Source organism: Bacteroides sp. 41_26, from assembly GCF_949740115.1.
GTDB lineage: Bacteria > Bacteroidota > Bacteroidia > Bacteroidales > Bacteroidaceae > Bacteroides > Bacteroides nordii.
In genome coordinates this window covers 1-23,235 of the sequence record NZ_CATJGZ010000043.1, presented here as the reverse complement: position 1 = coordinate 23,235, position 23,235 = coordinate 1, and the positions used below count along the sequence as shown (strand labels likewise).

17 protein-coding genes are annotated in these 23,235 nt (G+C 43.3%); 15 read left to right on the top strand and 2 right to left on the bottom strand.

Annotation, left to right across the window (positions count from 1 at the left end):
* The 13 genes from trkA to QX565_RS01735 all read left to right on the top strand — a co-directional run bounded on the left by trkA (position 1) and on the right by QX565_RS01735 (position 14,092).
* On the top strand, positions 1-1,341 hold the full coding sequence (trkA, locus tag QX565_RS01795) for a Trk system potassium transporter TrkA (RefSeq protein ID WP_221649238.1): 1,341 nt from the start codon (positions 1-3) through the stop codon (positions 1,339-1,341).
* 99 nt (positions 1,342-1,440) lie between these two features.
* Positions 1,441-2,892 carry a TrkH family potassium uptake protein gene (locus QX565_RS01790; RefSeq protein WP_289290931.1) on the top strand — a complete coding sequence of 484 codons (1,452 nt, stop codon included), beginning with the start codon at positions 1,441-1,443 and terminating at the stop codon, positions 2,890-2,892.
* A gap of 249 nt (positions 2,893-3,141) precedes the next feature.
* Positions 3,142-3,516 carry a hypothetical protein gene (locus QX565_RS01785; protein WP_289290930.1) on the top strand — a complete coding sequence of 125 codons (375 nt, stop codon included), beginning with the start codon at positions 3,142-3,144 and terminating at the stop codon, positions 3,514-3,516.
* A 148-nt stretch (positions 3,517-3,664) separates the two neighbouring features.
* Positions 3,665-4,015, top strand: coding sequence for an NADH-quinone oxidoreductase subunit A (locus QX565_RS01780; RefSeq protein WP_221649235.1), 351 nt, complete (start codon positions 3,665-3,667; stop codon positions 4,013-4,015).
* Positions 4,006-4,593 carry an NADH-quinone oxidoreductase subunit B gene (locus QX565_RS01775; RefSeq protein ID WP_002559332.1) on the top strand — a complete coding sequence of 196 codons (588 nt, stop codon included), beginning with the start codon at positions 4,006-4,008 and terminating at the stop codon, positions 4,591-4,593. Before QX565_RS01780 ends, QX565_RS01775 begins: the two co-directional genes overlap by 10 nt.
* Before the next feature lie 97 nt (positions 4,594-4,690).
* Positions 4,691-6,283, top strand: a complete 1,593-nt coding sequence (locus QX565_RS01770; RefSeq protein WP_221649234.1) for an NADH-quinone oxidoreductase subunit D — start codon at positions 4,691-4,693, stop codon at positions 6,281-6,283.
* Positions 6,284-6,420: 137 nt separating this feature from the next.
* Entirely contained in the window at positions 6,421-7,497 is a 1,077-nt protein-coding gene (nuoH, locus tag QX565_RS01765; protein WP_002559330.1) for an NADH-quinone oxidoreductase subunit NuoH, read from the top strand.
* Positions 7,498-7,562: 65 nt separating this feature from the next.
* Positions 7,563-8,033, top strand: coding sequence for a 4Fe-4S binding protein (locus tag QX565_RS01760; protein WP_002559329.1), 471 nt, complete (start codon positions 7,563-7,565; stop codon positions 8,031-8,033).
* A 92-nt stretch (positions 8,034-8,125) separates the two neighbouring features.
* Positions 8,126-8,638, top strand: coding sequence for an NADH-quinone oxidoreductase subunit J family protein (locus QX565_RS01755; RefSeq protein WP_221649233.1), 513 nt, complete (start codon positions 8,126-8,128; stop codon positions 8,636-8,638).
* A 153-nt stretch (positions 8,639-8,791) separates the two neighbouring features.
* Positions 8,792-9,100, top strand: a complete 309-nt coding sequence (nuoK, locus tag QX565_RS01750; protein WP_025818955.1) for an NADH-quinone oxidoreductase subunit NuoK — start codon at positions 8,792-8,794, stop codon at positions 9,098-9,100.
* 46 nt (positions 9,101-9,146) lie between these two features.
* Positions 9,147-11,075, top strand: a complete 1,929-nt coding sequence (gene nuoL / locus QX565_RS01745; RefSeq protein ID WP_289290921.1) for an NADH-quinone oxidoreductase subunit L — start codon at positions 9,147-9,149, stop codon at positions 11,073-11,075.
* 48 nt (positions 11,076-11,123) lie between these two features.
* On the top strand, positions 11,124-12,608 hold the full coding sequence (locus QX565_RS01740; protein ID WP_289290920.1) for a complex I subunit 4 family protein: 1,485 nt from the start codon (positions 11,124-11,126) through the stop codon (positions 12,606-12,608).
* A 41-nt stretch (positions 12,609-12,649) separates the two neighbouring features.
* A complete protein-coding gene (locus QX565_RS01735; protein ID WP_289290918.1) occupies positions 12,650-14,092 on the top strand; it encodes an NADH-quinone oxidoreductase subunit N in 1,443 nt (480 codons plus the stop codon).
* Between the two features lie 207 nt (positions 14,093-14,299).
* On the opposite strand, the gene QX565_RS01730 is transcribed toward QX565_RS01735, so the two are convergent.
* Positions 14,300-17,116, bottom strand: a complete 2,817-nt coding sequence (locus QX565_RS01730; RefSeq protein ID WP_289290916.1) for an ATP-binding protein — start codon at positions 17,114-17,116, stop codon at positions 14,300-14,302.
* A 217-nt stretch (positions 17,117-17,333) separates the two neighbouring features.
* Here QX565_RS01730 and QX565_RS01725 point away from each other — a divergent pair, with 217 nt between their 5' ends.
* Together QX565_RS01725 and QX565_RS01720 are read left to right on the top strand one after the other, a co-directional pair.
* The gene (locus tag QX565_RS01725) at positions 17,334-20,132 is read left to right on the top strand and encodes a TonB-dependent receptor (protein WP_289290914.1); all 2,799 of its coding nucleotides are present in this window, start codon (positions 17,334-17,336) and stop codon (positions 20,130-20,132) included.
* A 25-nt stretch (positions 20,133-20,157) separates the two neighbouring features.
* Positions 20,158-21,669 carry a beta-helix domain-containing protein gene (locus QX565_RS01720; protein WP_289290912.1) on the top strand — a complete coding sequence of 504 codons (1,512 nt, stop codon included), beginning with the start codon at positions 20,158-20,160 and terminating at the stop codon, positions 21,667-21,669.
* A 197-nt stretch (positions 21,670-21,866) separates the two neighbouring features.
* Here the strand turns inward: QX565_RS01720 and QX565_RS01715 are convergent, their stop codons facing one another.
* On the bottom strand, positions 21,867-23,069 hold the full coding sequence (locus QX565_RS01715) for an AGE family epimerase/isomerase (RefSeq protein WP_289290910.1): 1,203 nt from the start codon (positions 23,067-23,069) through the stop codon (positions 21,867-21,869).
* Positions 23,070-23,235 lie beyond the last annotated feature (166 nt).

Here is a 23,235-nt window from a genome sequence, read left to right as displayed (position 1 = left end):
ATGAAAATAATCATAGCCGGTGCCGGTAATGTAGGCACACACCTCGCCAAATTATTATCCCGCGAGAAGCAGGATATCATATTGATGGACGACGACGAAGAGAAACTCAGCGCGTTGAGTAATAACTTTGACCTCATGACTGTCACCGCCTCCCCTTCTTCCATCTCGGGACTGAAAGAGGTAGGAGTAAAGGAAGCCGATCTGTTTGTAGCTGTCACCCCGGACGAGAGCCGGAACATGACAGCCTGTATGCTGGCTCATAACCTGGGAGCGCTGAAAACAGTAGCCCGCATTGATAACTACGAATACTTGTTGCCCAAAAACAAAGAGTTTTTCAAGAAACTGGGCGTAGACTCATTGATTTACCCCGAAATGCTGGCAGCCAAAGAAATAGTATCATCTATGAGAATGAGCTGGGTGCGCCAGTGGTGGGAGTTCTGTGGCGGAGCGCTCATCTTGATCGGTGCCAAGATGCGTGAAAAGGCCGAAATTCTGAATATACCGCTTCATCAGTTGGGTGGCCCCACAATTCCTTATCACGTGGTTGCCATCAAACGAGGTACGGATACAATCATCCCCCGGGGAGATGATGTTATTAAACTGAATGACATCGTCTATTTCACTACTACCCGTAAATACATTCCCTACATACGTAAGATAGCGGGTAAGGAAGATTACGCCGATGTGCGTAATGTAATGATTATGGGTGGAAGCCGTATTGCCGTACGTACAGCCCAATATGTGCCGGATTACATGCAAGTGAAAATCGTAGATAATGATATCAGTCGTTGTAACCGACTCACAGAATTGCTGGACGACCGTACCATGATTATCAACGGAGACGGACGCGACATGGATCTGCTTATCGAAGAAGGATTAAAAAACACAGAGGCTTTCGTAGCACTGACCGGAAATTCGGAAACGAATATTCTGGCTTGTCTGGCAGCTAAACGTATGGGTGTTGACAAAACAGTAGCAGAGGTAGAGAACATCGACTATATCGGTATGGCAGAGAGCCTGGATATCGGTACAGTCATCAATAAAAAGATGATTGCCGCCAGCCATATCTATCAAATGATGCTGGACGCAGATGTCAGTAATGTAAAATGCCTTACATTTGCCAACGCAGATGTAGCTGAATTTACAGTTAAAGCTGGTTCTAAAATAACCAAACATCTCATCAAAGATTTAGGATTGCCCAAAGGAACCACCATTGGAGGTATGATCCGTAACGGGGAAGGTATATTAGTGACCGGTGACACACAAGTAAATGCAGGAGATCACGTAGTGGTGTTCTGCTTGAGTATGATGATAAAGAAAATCGAGAAATACTTTAATTAATGGACAGTTGACAATTGACAATTGACAGTTACTATGCAGGATGATAACGCAGTCAACTATTAATTGTCAACTGTCAATTGTCAACTGTCAACTAAAGAAATGATTAATTCAAAAATGATATATCGCATCATAGGGTTTCTGTTATTAATAGAGACTGCTATGTTGTTGTGCTGCGGAGGAGTGTCATTGCTCTATCGGGAAGACGATCTGCCAAGCTTCCTGCAATCGGCAGGTATTACGGCATGTGTAGGATTTCTGTTGCTTCTTATCGGACGGGGAGCAGAAAAACGTCTGGGACGTCGTGACGGATATGTCATTGTCAGTGTAGCCTGGGTAGCTTTTTCACTTTTCGGCATGTTGCCATTTTATCTGAGTAGCTATATACCCTCTGTTACAAATGCTTTCTTTGAAACGATGTCCGGTTTCAGCAGCACAGGAGCAACCATACTGAATGACATCGAGCGCCTGCCACACGGACTTCTTTTCTGGCGCAGCATGACGCAGTGGATCGGAGGATTGGGAATCGTATTTTTTACAATCGCCGTACTTCCCATTTTCGGAGTAGGCGGTATTCAGGTATTTGCAGCCGAAGCCAGTGGCCCCACACACGATAAGGTACATCCGCGTATTGGTATCACAGCCAAATGGATCTGGAGTATTTATGCCGGACTGACAGGGGCACTTATCATTTTGCTGATGCTGGGAGGTATGGATGTGTTCGACAGTATTTGCCATGCATTTGCTACTACGGGAACAGGCGGTTTCTCCACCAAACAAGCCAGCATTGAATATTATCATTCTCCTTATATAGAATATGTAATCTCTATATTCATGTTTGTATCGGGGATAAACTTCACCTTATTATTATTGTTTGTCAACGGTAAATTCAGGAAGTTTATTCATGATGCCGAATTAAAATGGTATCTCTGGTCGGTCATAGGCTTTACCGCTTTCATCGCAATAGTACTTTATTATAATAGTTCAATGGGAGTTGAAGAGGCTTTTCGTAAGTCGCTTTTTCAGGTAGCCTCCCTGCACACTTCTACCGGCTTTGCAACAGCAGACTATATGACATGGCCTTCTGTGCTGTGGGGTACACTAACCGTTATTATGATTATAGGAGCTTGTGCAGGAAGTACTACAGGAGGAATGAAATGCATCCGTTTATTGATATTGGCTAAGATATCCAGAAATGAATTCAAACATATTACACATCCCAATGCAGTGCTTCCGGTGCGTGTAAACAAACAGGTAATATCACCTTCCATACGCTCCACGGTACTGGCATTTTCTTTCTTGTATGCAGTGCTGATTGTTGTCGGTACTCTGGCAATGATGGGCATGGGAGTAGGTTTATTAGAGTCATTGGGATGTACTATATCGAGTCTGGGAAACATGGGGCCGGGCCTCGGTCTGTGTGGCCCTGCTTATTCGTGGAATGAACTGCCCGACATGGGAAAATGGTTAATGTCATTTTTTATGTTACTTGGACGACTCGAATTGTTCACCGTATTATTATTGTTTAGTTCGGATTTTTGGAAAAAGAATTAGAACCTGTTCATATCAGTGAACCAACGTCGCGCTATGTTCTCATGGTACACGAATAAAACGGATAACAACAGAGTTTTTTATTTATTGGTTATCAAAGAGAAAGAATATCTTATCTGTTATCATCCATTTATTCATCTTATCCGTGTGCCATAGAAATTTGTAGTGAGTTAAAAAAACCTTTTTTGTCATGCGGAGATTGCAAAAAGAATGAATTTAAATCCTATATTTGCAGCCGTTTAAGGAAGAAACATGAAACAAAGCTTAAAATATGGTATATTTTTAATATTTGCTTTGCTACTCCATTCAGCTATGATGGATGTAACAAAGGAGATTGCTATACCTGATATTCACAGCTACGAAGAATGTTCCATTTCACAGGCGCGCCCCGTGCGAAATGCTATTGAAAAAATTTATCATTTCTATTCTGTACTTTCCTGCGAAATGGGTTATAGCGACCTTTCACACGTGCCTACCGATAAAAATTTTATCAGGCTGACTGTACGCCAGTGTGAATACAAAGGTCTTATTCCTCCCGATTGTATCTATTCATCGCATCAATATACGCACAATCCTGCAGACCCGATAGTGTTCTACATATACGGGCAGAGGAAAATCTTAATTTAGTTTTACCTCCGGATTACACAGGTACGCAATGTCATTGTGCAATGTATTCTATTTCACTTATCTGTGTCAGTCTGCGTAATCTACGGTGAATTTCACCTTCCGTTTAGTTTCAGAAAAACGTTTCTCAATCTAAATATATACTTGGATTATGAATTTTACATTGTTAGTTGTTGTTTTGCTAACGGCAATTGCATTTGTCGGCGTGGTTATAGCTCTATCAAGAGCCATATCTCCACGGTCATATAATGCACAAAAGTTCGAAGCTTATGAATGTGGTATTCCTACACGTGGAAAATCATGGATGCAATTCCGTGTGGGTTACTACCTGTTTGCTATCCTGTTTCTGATGTTCGACGTAGAAACAGTATTCCTCTTTCCATGGGCTGTAGTAGTACGCGACATGGGCGTACAGGCACTCGTAAGCGTCATCTTCTTTTTAGTAATATTAGTGCTGGGACTTGCTTATGCCTGGCGGAAAGGAGCTTTGGAATGGAAATAACCAAAAAACCAAAAATAAAATCTATCCCGTATGAGGAATTTATCGACAACGAATCGTTGGAGAAGCTGGTTCAGGAACTCAATGCAGGCGGAGCAAACGTCTTCGTGGGAGTGTTGGACGACCTCATCAACTGGGGACGCAGCAACTCGCTGTGGCCACTTACTTTCGCAACCAGTTGTTGTGGTATCGAATTCATGGCACTGGGTGCCGCGCGTTATGACATGGCCCGTTTCGGGTTTGAAGTAGCCCGTGCCAGTCCGCGTCAGGCAGATATGATCATGGTATGTGGTACTATCACAAACAAAATGGCACCGGTACTGAAACGTCTGTACGATCAGATGGCAGATCCGAAATACGTGATTGCCGTAGGTGGATGTGCCGTTAGCGGCGGACCATTTAAGAAGTCTTATCATGTACTGAACGGAGTTGACAAAATCTTACCGGTAGATGTGTATATTCCCGGATGTCCGCCCCGCCCTGAAGCTTTTTATTATGGCATGATGCAGTTGCAGCGCAAGGTGAAGATTGAAAAATTCTTCGGCGGAACAAATAGAAAGGAAAAGAGAAACAGTGAGTAGTGGTTAATGATTAGTGATTAGTACCATGCGGCGTATATTCATTCACTAATCACTACTCACTTATCATTAATCACTTATCACTAATCACTAATATAGTATGCAAGAAATTAAATATATTGAACCCGCAGCGTTGCGTAAAGAAATGACACGCTTGCGAAACGAACGGAAAATGGATTTCCTCGAGAGCCTCACCGGTATGGACTGGGGAGAGCCTAATGAAGGTGATGCATCGGACGCAATCCGTGGATTGGGAGTGGTCTACCATCTGGAATCTACAACAACCGGAGAACGCATCACTATAAAAACATCTACTCTCAACCGGGAAAATCCGGAAATTCCTTCTGTATGTGATCTTTGGAAAGCAGCAGAGATGAATGAACGTGAGGTGTACGATTTCTTTGGTATTGTCTTTTCAGGTCATCCAGACATGAGACGTCTTTTCCTGCGTAATGACTGGATAGGCTATCCGTTACGCAAGGATAATGATCCGGAAAAGGACAATCCGCTCTGCATGACAAACGAGGACACCATTGATACTACAACAGAAATAGAACTAAACCCGGACGGAACGATTAAAAACAAAGAAACCATTCTCTTTGGAGACGAAGAGTATGTAGTAAACATCGGCCCACAGCACCCGGCAACACATGGTGTACTCCGTTTTCGCGTATCACTGGAAGGTGAAATTATCCACAAGATAGATGCCAACTGTGGTTACATCCACCGGGGTATCGAAAAAATGAACGAAAGCCTCACCTATCCGCAGACACTGGCGTTAACGGATCGTCTCGACTATTTAGGAGCACATCAGAACCGACATGCCCTGTGTATGTGTATTGAGAAGGCAATGGGGATCGAAGTAAGTGATCGTGTGAAATACATCCGCACCATTATGGACGAATTGCAACGCATTGACTCTCACTTGTTGTTTTACGCCTGCCTATGTATGGACCTGGGGGCACTGACTGCTTTCTTCTACGGTTTTCGCGACAGAGAAAAGATACTGGATATTTTTGAGGAGACCTGTGGCGGCCGACTAATTATGAACTACAACACCATTGGTGGTGTACAGGCCGATCTGCATCCGAATTTCGTAAAACGGGTAAAAGAATTCATTCCTTATATGAGAGGGATCATTCACGAATATCATGACGTATTTACAGGCAATATAATCGCTCAAAGCCGCTTGAAAGGTGTAGGTGTATTGAGTCGCGAAGATGCAATTTCATTTGGTGCTACCGGTGGTACGGGACGTGCCAGCGGATGGGCTTGTGATGTTCGTAAACGTATCCCTTACGGAGTATATGACAAAGTAGATTTCAAAGAAATTGTCTATACGGAAGGCGATTCTTTTGCCCGCTACATGGTACGTATGGATGAGATCATGGAAAGTCTTAACATCATAGAGCAATTGATTGACAACATCCCCGAAGGTCCTTTCCAGGAGAAGATGAAACCAATCATCCGTGTCCCCGAAGGTTCATACTATGCTGCTGTAGAGGGGAGCCGTGGTGAGTTCGGTGTTTATCTTGAAAGCCGGGGAGACAAAACTCCTTACCGTCTGCACTATCGCTCAACAGGATTGCCATTGGTAAGTGTAGTCGATACCATCTGCCGTGGAGCAAAGATAGCCGACCTGATTGCTATCGGAGGAACATTGGATTATGTGGTACCGGATATTGACAGATAAAGAAATTTACGATTGGACGATTTACAATTTACGATTTGGCTGTGCAAAAACGGGAAGAGTAAATGGTAAATGGAAAAATCGTAAACAAAGAGTGTTTTAAATCGTAAATCGTAAATCGTCAAATTGTAACTATAAATATGTTTGACTTTAGTATTGTAACAAACTGGATACACCAAATGCTGACTTCTGTCATGTCGGAAGGGTGGGCTGTATTCATCGAATGTGTGGCAATAGGGGTATGCATCATACTGATGTATGCGGTATTGGCCATTGTACTTATATATATGGAACGCAAGGTGTGCGGATTCTTCCAATGCCGTCTTGGTCCGATGCGTGTAGGTCCCTGGGGCTCTATACAAGTAATATGCGACGTGTTGAAAATGCTCACCAAAGAAATTTTCAATCCGAAAGGAGCAGACCAGTTTCTCTATAATCTGGCTCCGTTCATGGTGATTATCGCCTCTTTCCTCACCTTTGCATGTTTACCTATCAATAAAGGTATGGAGGTACTCAACTTTAATGTGGGCGTATTCTTCCTGTTGGCAGCTTCAAGTGTAGGCGTGGTAGGTATCCTGCTTGCCGGATGGGGCTCCAACAATAAATTCTCTCTTATCGGAGCAATGCGTAGCGGTGCACAAATCATCAGTTACGAACTCTCCGTAGGATTGAGCATCCTGACAATGGTAGTACTGATGGGTACAATGCAATTCTCTGAAATAGTAGAAAGCCAGGCCAATGGCTGGTTCATTTTCAAAGGACACATTCCGGCAGTAATTGCATTTATCATCTATCTGATTGCCGGTAATGCCGAATGTAACCGTGGTCCATTTGACCTTCCCGAAGCGGAAAGTGAATTGACGGCTGGTTATCATACAGAATATTCGGGTATGCACTTCGGATTCTTCTATCTGGCAGAATACCTGAATCTCTTTATCGTATCGGCTGTAGCTGCTACTATCTTCCTCGGAGGATGGATGCCGTTGCACATTTCAGGACTGGACGGATTTAATGCAGTAATGGATTATATACCGGGATTTATCTGGTTTTTCGCAAAGGCATTCTTTGTAGTATTCCTACTGATGTGGGTGAAATGGACTTTCCCGCGTCTGCGTATCGACCAGATTCTGGCATTGGAATGGAAATACCTGGTACCTATCTCATTATTGAACCTGCTACTAATGGTATTAATCGTAGTCTTTGGCCTCCACTTCTAGTGCTTCCCGCACGGGGAGGTGCGCCAAGCGATAAGAGCAATAAGTTAAATAAGAACTATAGAAGAATGAAAAAAGAAGAATATACATATTTAGGAGGTCTGTTTAATGGTATCGGCACGCTGCTGACCGGTATGAAGACCACTATGAAGGTGTACTTCCGCAAGAAGATTACAGAGCAATATCCGGAAAACCGGAAGGAGCTGAAGATGTTCGACCGTTTTCGCGGCACACTGAATATGCCACATAACGAAAACAATGAACATCATTGTATAGCCTGCGGATTGTGTCAGAACGCCTGCCCGAACGATACGATAAGTATCACTACCGAAACAATCGAAACAGCAGAGGGCAAAAAGAAAAAAATACTTGCCAAATACGAATACGACCTCGGTGCATGCATGTTTTGCCAGCTTTGTGTAAACGCTTGTCCACATGATGCTATTACGTTCGACCAGAACTTTGAACATGCCGTATTTGATCGTTCGAAGCTTGTCCTACAGCTAAATCACGAAGGCAGTAAAGTAATAAGTAAATAACGATTAACGTTTAGTAATTAGTGATTAGCAAGTTGCGGTATCTTCTCACTTCCTTATTAATCACTTATCACTGAACACTAAACACTAAATTCATGGAATTTACACTTGAAACAGTAGTATTCTACTTTCTGGCCGTATTCATCTCAGTGATGTGTATCATGACGGTGACAACACAACGCATCGTGCGTTCGGCCACTTACCTGCTTTTCGTACTATTTGGTACGGCAGGTATCTATTTTCTGCTGGGATACACATTCCTGGCTTCGGTGCAGATAATGGTTTATGCCGGCGGTATTGTGGTACTCTATGTATTCTCCATCCTGCTAACCAGTGGAGAAGGCGACCGTGCCGAAAAGCTGAAACGAAGTAAACTCGTAGCCGGATTGGGGACAACAGTAGTAGGAGCAATCATTGTGCTGTTTATTACACTTAGCCACCGCTTTGTATCTGTAGGCAATCCTGAACCTGTAGAGATAACAATCAAAACAATAGGACATGCATTGCTATCAGGAGACAAGTACGGATATATTCTACCATTCGAAGCAGTCAGTATCCTATTATTGGCCTGCATCGTGGGTGGATTGTTAATTGCACGTAAAAGATAAAAAGATTGACGATTGGACGATTGACGATTAGACAATTGAAGTAAGCCCTTCATAGCCTCGTAAATCAGAGGTAGTTTCAATCGTAAATAGTAAATCGTAAATCAAAGTAATCTCAATCGTAAATAGTAAATCGTAAAATCGTAAATAGATATGATGATACACATGGAATATTATCTGGTGGTTTCAACCATCATGATGTTTGCAGGAATTTACGGATTCTTTACACGCCGCAACACGTTGGCTATACTGATATCCGTAGAACTAATGCTGAATGCAACAGATATCAACTTCGCTGTATTCAACCGTTTCCTTTTTCCGGATGGTCTGGAAGGATATTTCTTCGCACTGTTCTCTATTGCTATCTCAGCCGCAGAAACAGCAGTCGCTATCGCGATCATGATCAATATCTACCGTAATATCCGAAGTATCCAGGTGAAGAAACTGGATGATATGAAATGGTAAGAGGGAGAACTTTTAATTTTTAATCTTCAATTTTTAATTTAATCAAATGGAATATACAATATTAATACTTCTCCTGCCTTTCCTCTCTTTCCTGTTATTAGGAATCGGAGGTAAATGGATGACACATCGCACAGCGGGTATCATTGGCACTACTGTGCTGGGAGTGGTAGCTGTGCTGTCATACGTCACTGCAGTGCAATACTTCTCGGCTCCACGCCTGGAAGATGGTACGTTTGCTACATGGATACCTTATAACGTTGAATGGCTTCCTTTCACAGAAACACTGACATTCAATCTGGGAATTTTGCTCGATCCTATTTCAGTAATGATGCTCATTGTCATCTCTACTGTATCACTGATGGTACACATCTACTCCTTCGGCTACATGAAAGGAGAAAAAGGATTCCAGCGTTATTATGCCTTTCTGAGCCTGTTTACCATGTCAATGCTGGGTCTGGTAGTAGCTACCAACATTTTCCAGATGTATCTGTTCTGGGAGCTGGTAGGTGTTTCTTCTTATCTGCTCATAGGTTTCTACTATACCAAACCAGCAGCTATTGCAGCAAGTAAAAAAGCATTTATCGTTACCCGCTTTGCCGATCTGGGCTTCCTGATTGGTATCCTTATCTACGGATATTATGGAGGTACATTCGGTTTCACTCCCGACACGGTTTCACTGATCAGCGGAGGAGCTTCCATGCTGCCTTTAGCACTGGGACTGATGTTTGTGGGTGGTGCCGGTAAGAGTGCCATGTTCCCGTTACATATCTGGTTGCCGGATGCGATGGAAGGCCCAACACCTGTATCCGCCCTGATTCACGCTGCAACCATGGTGGTAGCCGGAGTATATCTGGTGGCACGTATGTTCCCATTATTCATTGCCTATGCACCGGATGTATTGCACTGGATAGCTTACGTAGGTGCATTCACTGCATTTTATGCAGCGAGCGTAGCTTGTGTGCAGAGCGACATCAAGCGCGTACTTGCTTTTTCTACTATCTCACAGATAGGATTTATGATTGTTGCCCTCGGAGTTTGTACTTCTGCCGATCCGCATCATGGAGGGCTGGGTTACATGGCTTCTATGTTCCACCTGTTCACACATGCTATGTTTAAAGCATTGCTGTTCCTCGGTGCAGGTAGCATTATCCATGCGGTACATTCCAACGAAATGTCGGCTATGGGCGGATTGCGCAAATATATGCCTGTGACGCATATCACATTCCTGATTGCATGTCTGGCCATTGCCGGTATCCCTCCTTTCTCCGGTTTCTTCTCTAAAGATGAGATTCTGGCAGCCTGCTTCGCTTTCAGCCCGGTTATGGGTTGGATTATGACTGTGATTGCGGCAATGACAGCGTTTTACATGTTCCGCCTTTACTACGGTATTTTCTGGGGCGGCGAGGCGCCGAACCGGGTTTCGTCAAGCGATGATAGCCACCACACTCCACATGGAACCGGAGGAGTTCACCCTCATGAGAGTCCGTTGGCTATGACTATCCCTTTGATATTCCTGGCACTTGTCACCTGTGGAGCAGGATTCATTCCTTTCGGACATTTTATCTCGTCCAACGGGGAATCCTATACCATCCATCTGGATTGGACGGTGGCAGGAACAAGTATTGTTGTTGCCCTTTTGTCTATCGCACTTGCCACATTTATGTACAAAGGCAAGAGCCAGCCGCTTGCCGACAGTTTACAACACCGCTTTTCCGGTCTGTGGACAGCTGCTTATCATCGCTTCTACATTGATGATGTGTATCAGTTCGTCACTCACCGGATTATTTTCCGTTGCATCAGCAAACCCATTGCCTGGTTTGACCGTCATGTGATAGATGGTACATTCAATTTCATCGCCTGGGCTGCCAATGCAGCAAGTGATTCGATCCGTGGCTTACAAAGTGGTCAGGTACAACAGTATGCTTACGTATTCCTTTGTGGAGCACTTGCACTTATCCTGTTGCTTATTCTCTGAGAGTAATTTCAATCGTAAATAGTAAATCGTTAAATTGTAAATATAAAGATGAATTTCTTATCAATTTTCGTACTAATTCCCCTTCTGATGCTGTTTGCTCTCTGGCTCAGCCGTAGCATCGCGCAGATACGCACGGTAATGGTAGTCGGCTCTTCGGCACTGTTGATTTCGGCCATTGCGTTAACAGTAGGGTATTTGCAGGCACGCGCCGGTGGAGATACCTCCGAGATGCTTTTCCGGGCCGACACAGTCTGGTATGCGCCCCTTCACATAGCTTATTCCGTGGGTGTCGATGGTATCTCCGTAGCTATGTTGCTACTTTCGGCTGTCATCGTATTTACCGGTACATTCGCCTCCTGGCGTTTGCAGCCACTTACCAAAGAATACTTTCTGTGGTTCACCTTGTTGTCTATGGGTGTATTCGGGTTCTTTATCTCAATAGACCTGTTCACAATGTTCATGTTCTATGAAATAGCACTTATTCCGATGTACCTGCTTATTGGTGTATGGGGATCGGGACGCAAAGAATATGCAGCCATGAAGCTGACGCTGATGCTGATGGGCGGTTCTGCCTTTCTGTTGATAGGTATTTTAGGCATCTTCTTCGGATCAGGTGGAACAACAATGAATATCCTTGAGATAGCACAGTTACACAATATCCCCTTCTCACAACAATGTATCTGGTTCCCGCTTACGTTCCTCGGATTTGGTGTACTGGGAGCTCTTTTCCCGTTCCATACATGGAGTCCCGACGGTCATGCTTCGGCACCGACAGCTGTATCTATGCTCCACGCTGGAGTTTTGATGAAACTGGGAGGTTACGGTTGTTTCCGTATTGCCATGTATCTGATGCCGGAAGCTGCCAACGAACTAAGCTGGATATTCCTGATTCTGACGGGTATCTCTGTTGTGTATGGTGCATTCTCAGCTTGTGTTCAGACAGACCTGAAATACATCAATGCCTACTCTTCCGTAAGCCACTGCGGCCTGGTGCTTTTCGCTATCCTGATGATGAATCAGACAGCCTGCACAGGTGCTGTACTCCAGATGCTTTCACACGGATTGATGACAGCCCTGTTCTTTGCTCTTATCGGTATGATTTACGGACGTACCCACACACGTGACGTCCGCGAGTTGAGCGGGTTAATGAAAGTAATGCCGTTTCTTTCGGTATGTTATGTTATTGCCGGTCTTGCCAATCTGGGACTCCCGGGGCTAAGTGGCTTCGTGGCCGAGATGACTATCTTTGTTGGCTCTTTCCAAAATGCCGGTGTATTCTATCGCACCATGACAATCATTGCTTGTACAAGTATTGTTATCACGGCAGTATACATTCTGCGTCTCGTAGGTAAAATACTCTACGGAACCTGTACCAACAAACATCATCTGGCGTTGACAGATGCTACCTGGGATGAACGCTTCGCAGTGATCTGCCTCATCATTAGTGTAGCAGGTCTGGGATTGGCTCCGTTCTGGATAAGTGATATGATATCCGGCAGTGTTCTGCCTGTAGTATCCAACTTAATCCCGTGATCTCTCTTTAATTTTTAATTATTAATTTAGATTTGATAGAAATGGATTATTCACAATTTCTATATATGAAAGAGGAGTTATCACTGATAGCAGTTATCCTCATTGTATTCCTGGCCGACTTGTTTATGGATCCGGAAAAGCGAAATACTCCCGGACATGCACGTTTTGCAACTCTGCTTCCTATCGCGTTGCTGATCATTCATACGGTTATCAACCTGGTACCTGCAGCCGATAATGCGGAAGCTTTTGGCGGAATGTATCAATATACGCCGATGCAAACCATCATCAAAGCAGTGCTTAACATCGGCACGATTATCGTATTCTTCATGGCTGCCGAATGGCTGAAGCTGGAAGATACAGCAATCAAACGCGGTGAATTTTATATCATGACACTCTCCACTTTATTAGGTATGTATCTCATGATATCTGCCGGACACTTCCTGATGTTCTTCATCGGCCTGGAAACAGCCAGTATTCCGATGGCAGCACTGGTTGCCTTCGACAAATACCGTCACCACTCTGCCGAGGCTGGTGCCAAATACATTTTGACAGCCTTATTTTCAAGCGCTTTATTGCTGTTTGGCTTATCGATGATTTATGGTACTTGCGGTACTCTTTACTTCAACGACCTGCCTGCACACATTGATGGTAATATGTTGCAGGTAATGGCATTTGTATTCTTCTTTTCCGGTATGGGATTCAAACTCTCTCTGGTTCCTTTCCATCTCTGGACGGCAGACGTATACGAAGGTGCACCGAGTGTGGTAACAGCCTATTTAAGTGTAATCTCGAAAGGTTCGGCGGCCTTCGTACTTCTCACAGTACTGATTAAGGTATTTGCCCCGATGATAGCAGACTGGCAAGAGGTTCTTTACTGGATCACAATTGTATCTATTACAATAGCTAACCTGTTTGCGATCCGCCAGCAGAACCTGAAACGTCTGATGGCATTTTCCAGTATCTCTCAGGCAGGATATATTATGCTGGGTGTGATTGGTGGTACAGCTTCCGGAATGTCTTCACTCGTATACTACGTATTGGTTTACGCAGTAGCCAATTTAGGCGTATTCGCAGTGATTACTATTGTAGCACTCCGCAGCCAAAGATTCACGCTCGAAGACTATGCAGGACTTTATAAAACAAACCCGAAACTGGCATTCATCATGACCTTGTCTCTATTCTCACTGGCAGGCATTCCACCGTTTGCGGGATTCTTCTCTAAATTCTTCATCTTCATGTCAGCATTCCAGGCAGGTTTCCATCTGTTGGTGTTCATAGCGCTGATCAACACTGTAATTTCATTATATTATTACCTGTTGATAGTGAAAGCCATGTACATTACTCCTTCAGACAATCCGGCACCGGCATTCCGAAGTGACAACTGTACAAGAATAGGTTTGGCACTTTGTGTATTGGGTATTTTAGGCTTAGGTATTGCAAGTGTAGTTTACCAGACAATAGATAAGTTCGCATTCGGACTGTAAAGGCCGGATGATCATCTTTCAAAGCAGAATATCAGAAGCCTGAGAAAGTTATCAACATATAACTTCTAAACGCAGATTACACAGATGGTCGCAAATTAAATCTAAGTTTTGCGATAATCTGTGTAATCTGCGTTTTTTAATGCAACCGTCATTCCGTGTAAGTGTAACCATCACTTCGGGGTAAGTGCCGATAGCTTCAAGCTGTCCTTACACTATCGGCAATATAAACCAGAAACAGGAACCTTTACCCGGTTCAGACTCCACTCCTATCTCACCATGCAACTGATCTATAATACTCCGGCAAATAGAAAGCCCCAAACCGGTACCATGAACAAATGAATTCAGCTTCACAAAACGATCAAAAATCTGTACCCGGTATTCTTCTTCTATCCCAATACCGGTATCAGATACATAAAAACGAATTCTGCTATCTTCCAATTGTTCATATCCCACCTTAATAGTCCCTTCCGAAGTAAACTTAGCTGCATTATTCACAAAGTTAGAGATAACCTGGTGCAGACGATTACGATCACTCATAATATAACATTCCGGCAAATGTTTATCAAATACCAGCTTTACTGTTCCGGTGGTCTTTCCTTTCATACTACGTACAATGTCCTCACATAATAAGTTTACATTCACCTCTGTAATGGTAAATTCAAAAGTACCAGCTTCTATCTTCGACAAATCAAGGATATCCGAAATCAACTGCAACAATAATTCATTGTTCTCTTCAACAATACCTATGTACTGTTTACGTTCTTCCACATCCTCAGTCTCTACCAGTAATCCGGAGAAACCCACAATAGCATTCAGCGGAGTACGTATTTCATGGCTCATATTGGCAAGGAAAGCACTTTTCAAATGGTCAGCTTCTTCTGCCTTTTCTTTGGCATCAATCAATTTGACCTCAATCTCTTTCATTTCCGTGATATCGTAATTGATACCTATTATCTCTATCAATCCTTCTTCGGGAGCATAATGAGACATCATAATGTTCATACGCACCCAATTCCATTCAGAAAACTCCGGAGCTTTAGAATCCAACATTTCTTCTGCTGTCTTATGCACGCGGACTTCACTACGAAAACTTTTACTGCGTCCTTCTATTACCTCCTGATAGAAATTAAGAATCTGCTTTCTATCATCCGGATGTATTTTACTATATACGCCCACAATGTCTGTCAAGGGAGTATCTTCTTCCTCTCCCATATTCTTAAACCACTGCTTTATAGCATACCCTTGCTTATCAAGAAGATTAAGCTTCGCATAGCCCACTTTTGCATAGTCAGAAATCAAAAGGAAGAAGTTTTCAAAGTCCTGTATCTTTTTAATAGCATCCAGTTGCTCGGTATTATCCATATTCAAGAATATATACCCGAGAAACTTACCATCCTTGCCAAAGAACTTACTGACCTTGGTATAGAGAGCTATATATCCTTTTCTTTCAGATTCATAATATTCTCGTATGCTGGTAAACGTATAATTCATACGAAAATCCAGCTTTTCTTCACTGCGCATCCTTTCTCTGATTTCATCCGATATATTCGGATTATCAAATACATTAACGCCCAATACATCTGCTTTGTCACGAACTCCGAATATTTCCATGTCTTTATTGTTAATATCAATCATGAAACCATTCTGATCATAGATTTCTATACCAACAGGTATATTAGCAAAAACTATACTCAAGAGTTTTTCACTACGATCCAGTGCCTTGTGTGCCTGTTCAGTCTCTGTTATATCAACAAAAAGTGCCACTATCTCATCTTTTTCTGGAGAATAAACAATACAACGGCTATTTTTACCGGACACAGGAAAAGAGACCTCTAATTCTTTATAACCGTTCCCATCTATAATATCAGCAATGTAGTTCAACTTATGCTGATAGTTGGTATGCAGTTCACTGGCATATTTTCCTATATAATCAGTGTTCGGAATCCCCATCAGATCAGTACACATCTGATTCGTATCAGTGACCAGATAATCTACCGGTTTACCGTCAACACCACGCACAATACTTATATGAATATATCCGATAGGCATATAATGAAACAAATTATGCATGAAAGCCTGCTCGTGTTTAGCCTCATCCCGTGCATTACGCAGTTCGGTACAAATACTAATTATATTGGCCAATGAAGAGAGCCACTGGCAATCGTCATTGCTCCACACGCGAATACGCTTGACTAAGTCTATCCCCAGATATCCACGTATTCTTTCACCAGATTTAAGAGGAACAACCAGTAATGATTTAATATTCTGCCGGCTAAGAATATCAAATTCAGCCGGAGCTTCTTCCTTCAGGTCTTCAACAGAATTAAGGACAATTGGCTGCCCGGAAAGAATTCTCTCCGTCCACCATGGAAGTTGCTGAGCCGGGATATTCTGCAAAATATCAATTTCCGGTTTTACTCCTTCTGCCAGGACCTCAAAAATGCAACTATGATGTTTACACTCCTCGTCGTACTCAAAGATATAGGCACGATCTCCCTGGAAAAACTGAAGTATATCATTCAATATATTATTGATACCAGGCGTAGCATCTGTTTCCTGAATAAAATAATAGAGTGACTGAGATATAGAGTTTTGCCTGGCCAGTTGCTCATTAGTACGTATGGCAAGTCGTACCGCCAAGTCTTTTTCTGCCCCTTCTACCTGACGAATATAACCAAAGGCAATTAACTCACCAGTCTCATTCATTTTCTTAGAACCCAGATGTGAATGAATCCAGATTTCCTTTCCATCAATAAGAAAAGGATAGGTCTGATCATATGCATCAATATACGACAAAGAGATAAACTCACGTTTCGTGCGTTCATAATAATCCTGCCGGATCAGACGAGAAAACGAATTAAAACTTATTTCATCGTTTTCCAGTTTAAGTAAATCGCAAATATACTCAGAACAACGAAAAGTTCTGGTAGTAAAATTGGCCTCCCACCAGCCTATTTGTGCTAAAAAAGTAAGCTCACGCAAACGGTCGTAATCGTCGCATTGAAAGTTTGTAGAAACGGGCATATTATACAATTATCTATATCCGGCAAAAGTAATTAATTAATTATATATTATAGCACTAAAAGTATTTTTTTGCATACAACATTCTCGTATATCGAAAAACCCATAAAGACACCTGATTGTAACAGAAGTGCAAACCAATTGTATTTCAAGTGTATTACCCATGTAATCCCTTCTCCGCAACTTTGCAACGTCAAAAGAAATACATCAATTAATGAATATGAAACAAGCATTTAGAACAACAATTTCGTTCTTCTTTTTACTCACCGTACTGGCTTTTGCAGCACAAGCAGGTAACATTCACGGTACAATCACAGACCGAACTACAAACGAGCCACTGACCGGAGCAACCATACAACTTTCAGGGACCACACTCGGAACTGTTGCCGACATAGACGGCAAATACCAATTCAACAATCTCAAGAGTGGTGTATATACACTCGAAATAAGATATATAGGTTATAAAGACATCATACAGAAAGAGATAAAGGTCACCCATGCACCACTCATACTTAATTTTGAGATGGAGTCTGATGCACAGACGTTGAATGACGTCACCGTTGTGGCACGCATGAAAAGAAATACCGATGTAGCAATGATGACCGACCAACGCCGAAGCCTGGTAGTACAAAGCGGAGTATCGGCCCAGCAAATCAGTAAAACACAAGACAAAGACGCTTCGGAAGTTATCAAGCGGGTACCGGGTGTATCCATTATCGATGAGAAGTTTGTTATGGTACGCGGACTCTCGCAGAGATATAATAATGTATGGATAAACGGAGGGGCTGTGCCCAGTTCGGAAGCCGATTCACGTGCTTTCTCATTCGACATTATTCCCAGTTCACAACTTGACAACATGGTGATCGTGAAAAGTCCTGCACCGGAATATCCCTCGGACTTCACAGGAGGTTTTATTCTGATCAATACCAAAGATATGCCAAGTGAAAACAGCTTTAACCTCTCTGTGGGTGCGGCAGTAAATGACAATACCCATTTCAGGGATTTCTACTATAATAAGGGAAGCAAAACCGATCTGCTTGGTTTCGACAACGGGCTACGTTCACTACAAGGAGGTATCGACAAAATAATGAATACTTTCGATGGTAAGGCCGTGGACCTGATGAATAACGGATTGAACAATGACTGGACCGTAAAAAGCAAAAAGCCCCTGCCCGATTTGAAACTAAATACTTCCTACAGCCACATCTGGGATACGGAAAGCGGACGTAAATACGGTCTATTGGTTACACTGAACTATAGTAACACCTATAAAACTTACAAGGATATGGAGAATTCCCTGTTCGGAGCTTATGACGTAACTCACGACCACTCAGTATATCTACGCAGAAGTATAGACAACCAATACAATAACGATGTGCGCCTCGGAGCCATGGCAAATCTTACTTTCCAACCCAAAGACAGCCGTCATCATTTTGAATTCAAGAACATTTTCAACCAGCTTGGCAAGAGTCGGTACACCACCCGCGAAGGTATAGATGCACAAAGCAATAATGAACGGAGCATGGAATATTACTACTCCAGCCGGACTACCTACAATGGGCAATTCACCGGGAAACATACCTTTGACAACGGCAAACTGGATTGGAGTACCGGATATGCATACGCCAACCGTAATATGCCCGACCGTCGCCGCATCCTGTTGAATGATGAACTTGAAAAGGACAGGATAGGGCTAACCAGTGGTTCGGACATCAGCCGTGAGTTCTACAAGCTGGACGAACACATTGCTTCGGCCAACATTAACTATCAGCACGAATATTCTTTCGGTACATTCAATCCGACACTGAAAGCCGGTGCTTACAGCGAATACCGCACACGTGAGTTTACCACCCGCCGCTTCTATTATAACTGGAATCAGGCAAGCAACACACTTCCGGCTGACTTTCGCTATATGGATATGATAAATACCGTATTACGTCCGGAGAATTATGGTTTAGACAAACTTCACCTCTTTGAAGAACCCAACAAGCTGAACGATTACAGTGGAAATAATATCCTGGCAGCCGGATACATAGGGGCTAATCTGCCTTTGGGAGCTTTCAATATCTACGCGGGAGTACGTTATGAGTACAATCAAATGGAATTGATCAGCAATACCCGCTCTACAGCCAAAAGCCCCCAAAGCAAATACTATACCAATAATGACCTGTTCCCCTCTCTGAACATCAGCTATGAGCTAACGGAAAAGCAACAATTGCGTCTGGCTTACGGAAAGTCTGTCAACCGTGCCGAATTCCGTGAAGTTTCCAGTTCCGTATATTATGACTTCGATCTGGCAAGTCCGGTAGAAGGAAACCCGGACTTAAAATCTGCGTATATTCAGAATATAGACTTCCGTTATGAGTATTATCCTTCCGGCGGAGAGGTGATCTCAGTAGCACTTTTCTACAAGAACTTCCAGAATCCGATAGAGTGGACTTACACCGTAAACGGAGGAACAGACCTCACCTATTCTTATAAGAATGCCAAAGCAGCCAACAACTATGGTATCGAACTTGATATCCGTAAGAACCTCGGCTTTATCGGCCTGAAAGATTTAAGCTGGACTTTCAACGGAGCATGGATCAAGAGTAAAGTAGAATTCGACAAGAACAGCATTGAGCTTGACCGCCCCATGCAGGGACAATCTCCTTACCTCATCAATACAGGCCTTTTCTATCAGAATGAAAAGCTGGGACTGAATGCTGCCGTACTTTACAACCGCATCGGAAAACGCATCATCGGAGTAGGCCGGAGTGTAGGAAGTGCCGGGAGTGAAAACACCAACAACTTACCCAATTCCTACGAGATGCCACGCAACACGATAGACCTTTCTCTAAGTAAGAAGTTCGGCCGCTGGGAAGTGAAAGCCGGTGTACGCGATCTGCTTGCCGAAAAAGTTTACTTCAAACAGGTCTCGGAGGTACGCAAAGGTGACGTGAAGTCCGAACACGAAGAAATCACCCGCGCTTATCAGCCCGGAAGAAATATTAATCTGAGTATTAGTTTTAATCTATAATTCATCACTTAAACAAAGAATGACAATGAAAAAGAGTATGTTTGCAGCCCTTTGCCTCTCATCTATATTGGCACTTGGCACCATAACAAGTTGTAGCGATAACGAAAGTGCTCCTTCTTACTTTATCGATCCGAATGAAGACACCAACATTAAAGATCTGGAAGTACTCTTCGGCAATAATGAGGGTGCACAACAATGGGAAGTGAAACAGAACGTACACATCACCAAAGGTACGTATCTCATGAAAGGCTGGTGTTACATCACTGACGGAGTAACGGTAACCATTGACCCGGGTACGGTAATCCGTGGCGACAAGAGTACAAAAGCCGCTTTGATTGTAGAGCGTGGTGGTAAACTGATTGCCGAAGGTACAGCCCAAGAACCGATTGTAATGACTTCCATGATGAAAAAAGGTCTCCGTCGCCCAGGTGACTGGGGTGGACTCATCATTTGCGGAAAAGCAAATAACAATCAGAAAGAGCAGCAAATAGAAGGTGGCCCCAGAACCAAACATGGAGGCAATGACGATAACGATAACTCCGGTATCTTCAAATATATCCGTGTAGAGTTTGCCGGTTTCCCTTTTGAAAAGGATAAGGAAATCAACGGTATCACTTTCGGTTCGGTAGGTAAAGGTACGGTAGTAGACCACCTGCAGGTTTCCTATTCTAATGACGATTCTTTTGAATGGTTCGGCGGAAGCGTAGACTGCAAGCACCTGATTGCTTACAAAGGCTGGGACGACGATTTTGATACAGACAATGGATTCTCCGGAAACGTACAATTCTGCCTGGGCGTGCGTGACCCGAAAATTGCAGACGTATCACAGAGTAACGGATTTGAGTCGGACAACTGTGCTGACGGTAATATCGCAGCCACCCCTACCACAACAGCTGTATTCAGTAATGTTACCTTTGTAGGCCCGGCCACAAAACTCAACGCTGACTTCCAGAATACTTCGGACTACATCAATGCCGGTGATCTCTACCCCAATAACAACTCCGGTCTTGGTAAATTCCAATCGGCTATGCAGATACGTCGCAGCAGTAACCTGAATTGCGTTAATTCCGTAGCCATCGGCTGGCCTATCGGACTGATCATTGACGGTGAAAAAGGAAATACGGTTGAATCGGCCAAAGAAGGGAAGATCGTATTGCAAAACATCTATCTGGCTTTGGGCAAGAACTCGGTTGTGGGTACGGATGCTAACAAGAAGTACGAAGATGTACTTGGTACATACAGCGACGGCAAGATTACTTACGACGAAACAAAACCATCTTATTCCAGTACTTTCTTCAAAGCACAGAAAGGAAATACAGTGTTTGAAAACGAAGACGATCTGAAACTAACCGACACGAAAAACGTAGGACAGAAGTATGCACCAACAAGCGAAAGCCCACTGCTGGGTAAAGCTTCATTCGATGCCGTACCCAATGCTACCCAACTGGAAAAGGTTACTTATATCGGTGCTTTCTCCGCACAAGACAACTGGATGGATAACTGGACCAACTTTGATCCGGAAAATACAGACTATTAGTGCTTCCCGCACGGGGAGGTACGCCAGGCGATGAGACTATTTAAATATTAGATAGATAGGATTGCCCGGTGTAGGGAGTTGTTTTACATGTACATGTAAAGCAGTACGACATGTACATGTGGGACAGTACAACATGTACATGTGGAGCAGCTTTACATGTACATGTAAAACAACTCCGCATGCCGGGCAACAAACCATTACTCTACGAGGCAAAGCCTCATCAGTACTTCCATACACATACGCCCGTTATGATAAGGGCATTTCCAGAAACCGGCTTTATCGTCTTCGCGGTTCACTGTGCCATCGGCACGGATACTCCAATACCATTCACCATTCTCCCGGTCTATGAGATACTTCCTGATAAAATCCCAGCAGGCAATGGCCTTTTGCAAAGCCTCCTTATCATTGAAATACTGGAAAAGGTTCATATAGCCAACCACTGTCTCAGCTTGTACCCACCAATGACGGTCGGCATCTACCCGGTAAGTATCGGGATTCTTTTCATAAATCATCCCTCCTTCCGAAGTAAACCCTTCAGAAGCTGCTATCGCTATTTGTTTCACAATCGGTTCTACCTTTGCCAGCAAGTCTTTGTCGCCCAGCTCCAGTGCGGCCTCATGAATAAGCCAGGAAGCTTCAATATCATGACCGTAAGAAACAATCCGGTATTTGCTATTCCAGTCATCATCAAAAAAGAGTTGCAGGTGACCTGTTTCCCGATTTAGTATTTTATCGGTAAAAATCAGGATAAGATTATACAGTTGCTTTTTCAGTCGTTCATCTTTCCACACCCGGTAAAGGTTGGTATAGGGTTCGAGAATATGAAGATGAGTGTTCATCGTTTTACGCTCATTGGCATCTTTCTCGCTGAGACGCATGTCTTCTATTTCATCCCACTCGCGGGTGAGGGCTTCACAATAACCATTTTTCACAGCGTCAAAGCTATGCGCTTCAATGCTCTCAAAGAGGCGTACGGCATAGTCAAGAGATTCCTTATCTCCGGTAGCGCGATTATATTCACTCAGCCCATAAATAGCAAAGCCGAGGGCATAAATCTGTTTCTTTGTATCGAGCGGCGCTCCTTTGCAGTCAAGACTCCAATAAATACCACCAAACTCTTTATCGTAAAAGTGGTGAATAATGTACTCTTTGGCACGGGTGGCCATAGCAAGGTATTCTTCTTTTTTCAACAAACGATATGCGGCGGAGTAAGTCCACAAAATGCGGGCATTAAGGATAGCTCCTTTCTCTGCTTCGGGCACCCGTTGTTCCATGCCGGTGATACGCCCGTAGAAACCACCGTTCTCTTCGTCCACCATTCGGTTCATCCAATAGGGCAGGATATTGGTAGTAAGTACCTCCTGCACCTCTTGCTTCAAAGTTGATATAGATTGATTCATATTTGTATGATTTTGAGTGTATTTCACCACAGAGGACACAGAGGACACAGAGCTTTAAATCTTTATTGAAACGCAGATGAACGCAGATTTTCGCAAAGGGAAATAACGATAAAATAAAGAACTACAGTTTTTTAATCTGCGTTCATCTGCGATCATCCGCGTTTCA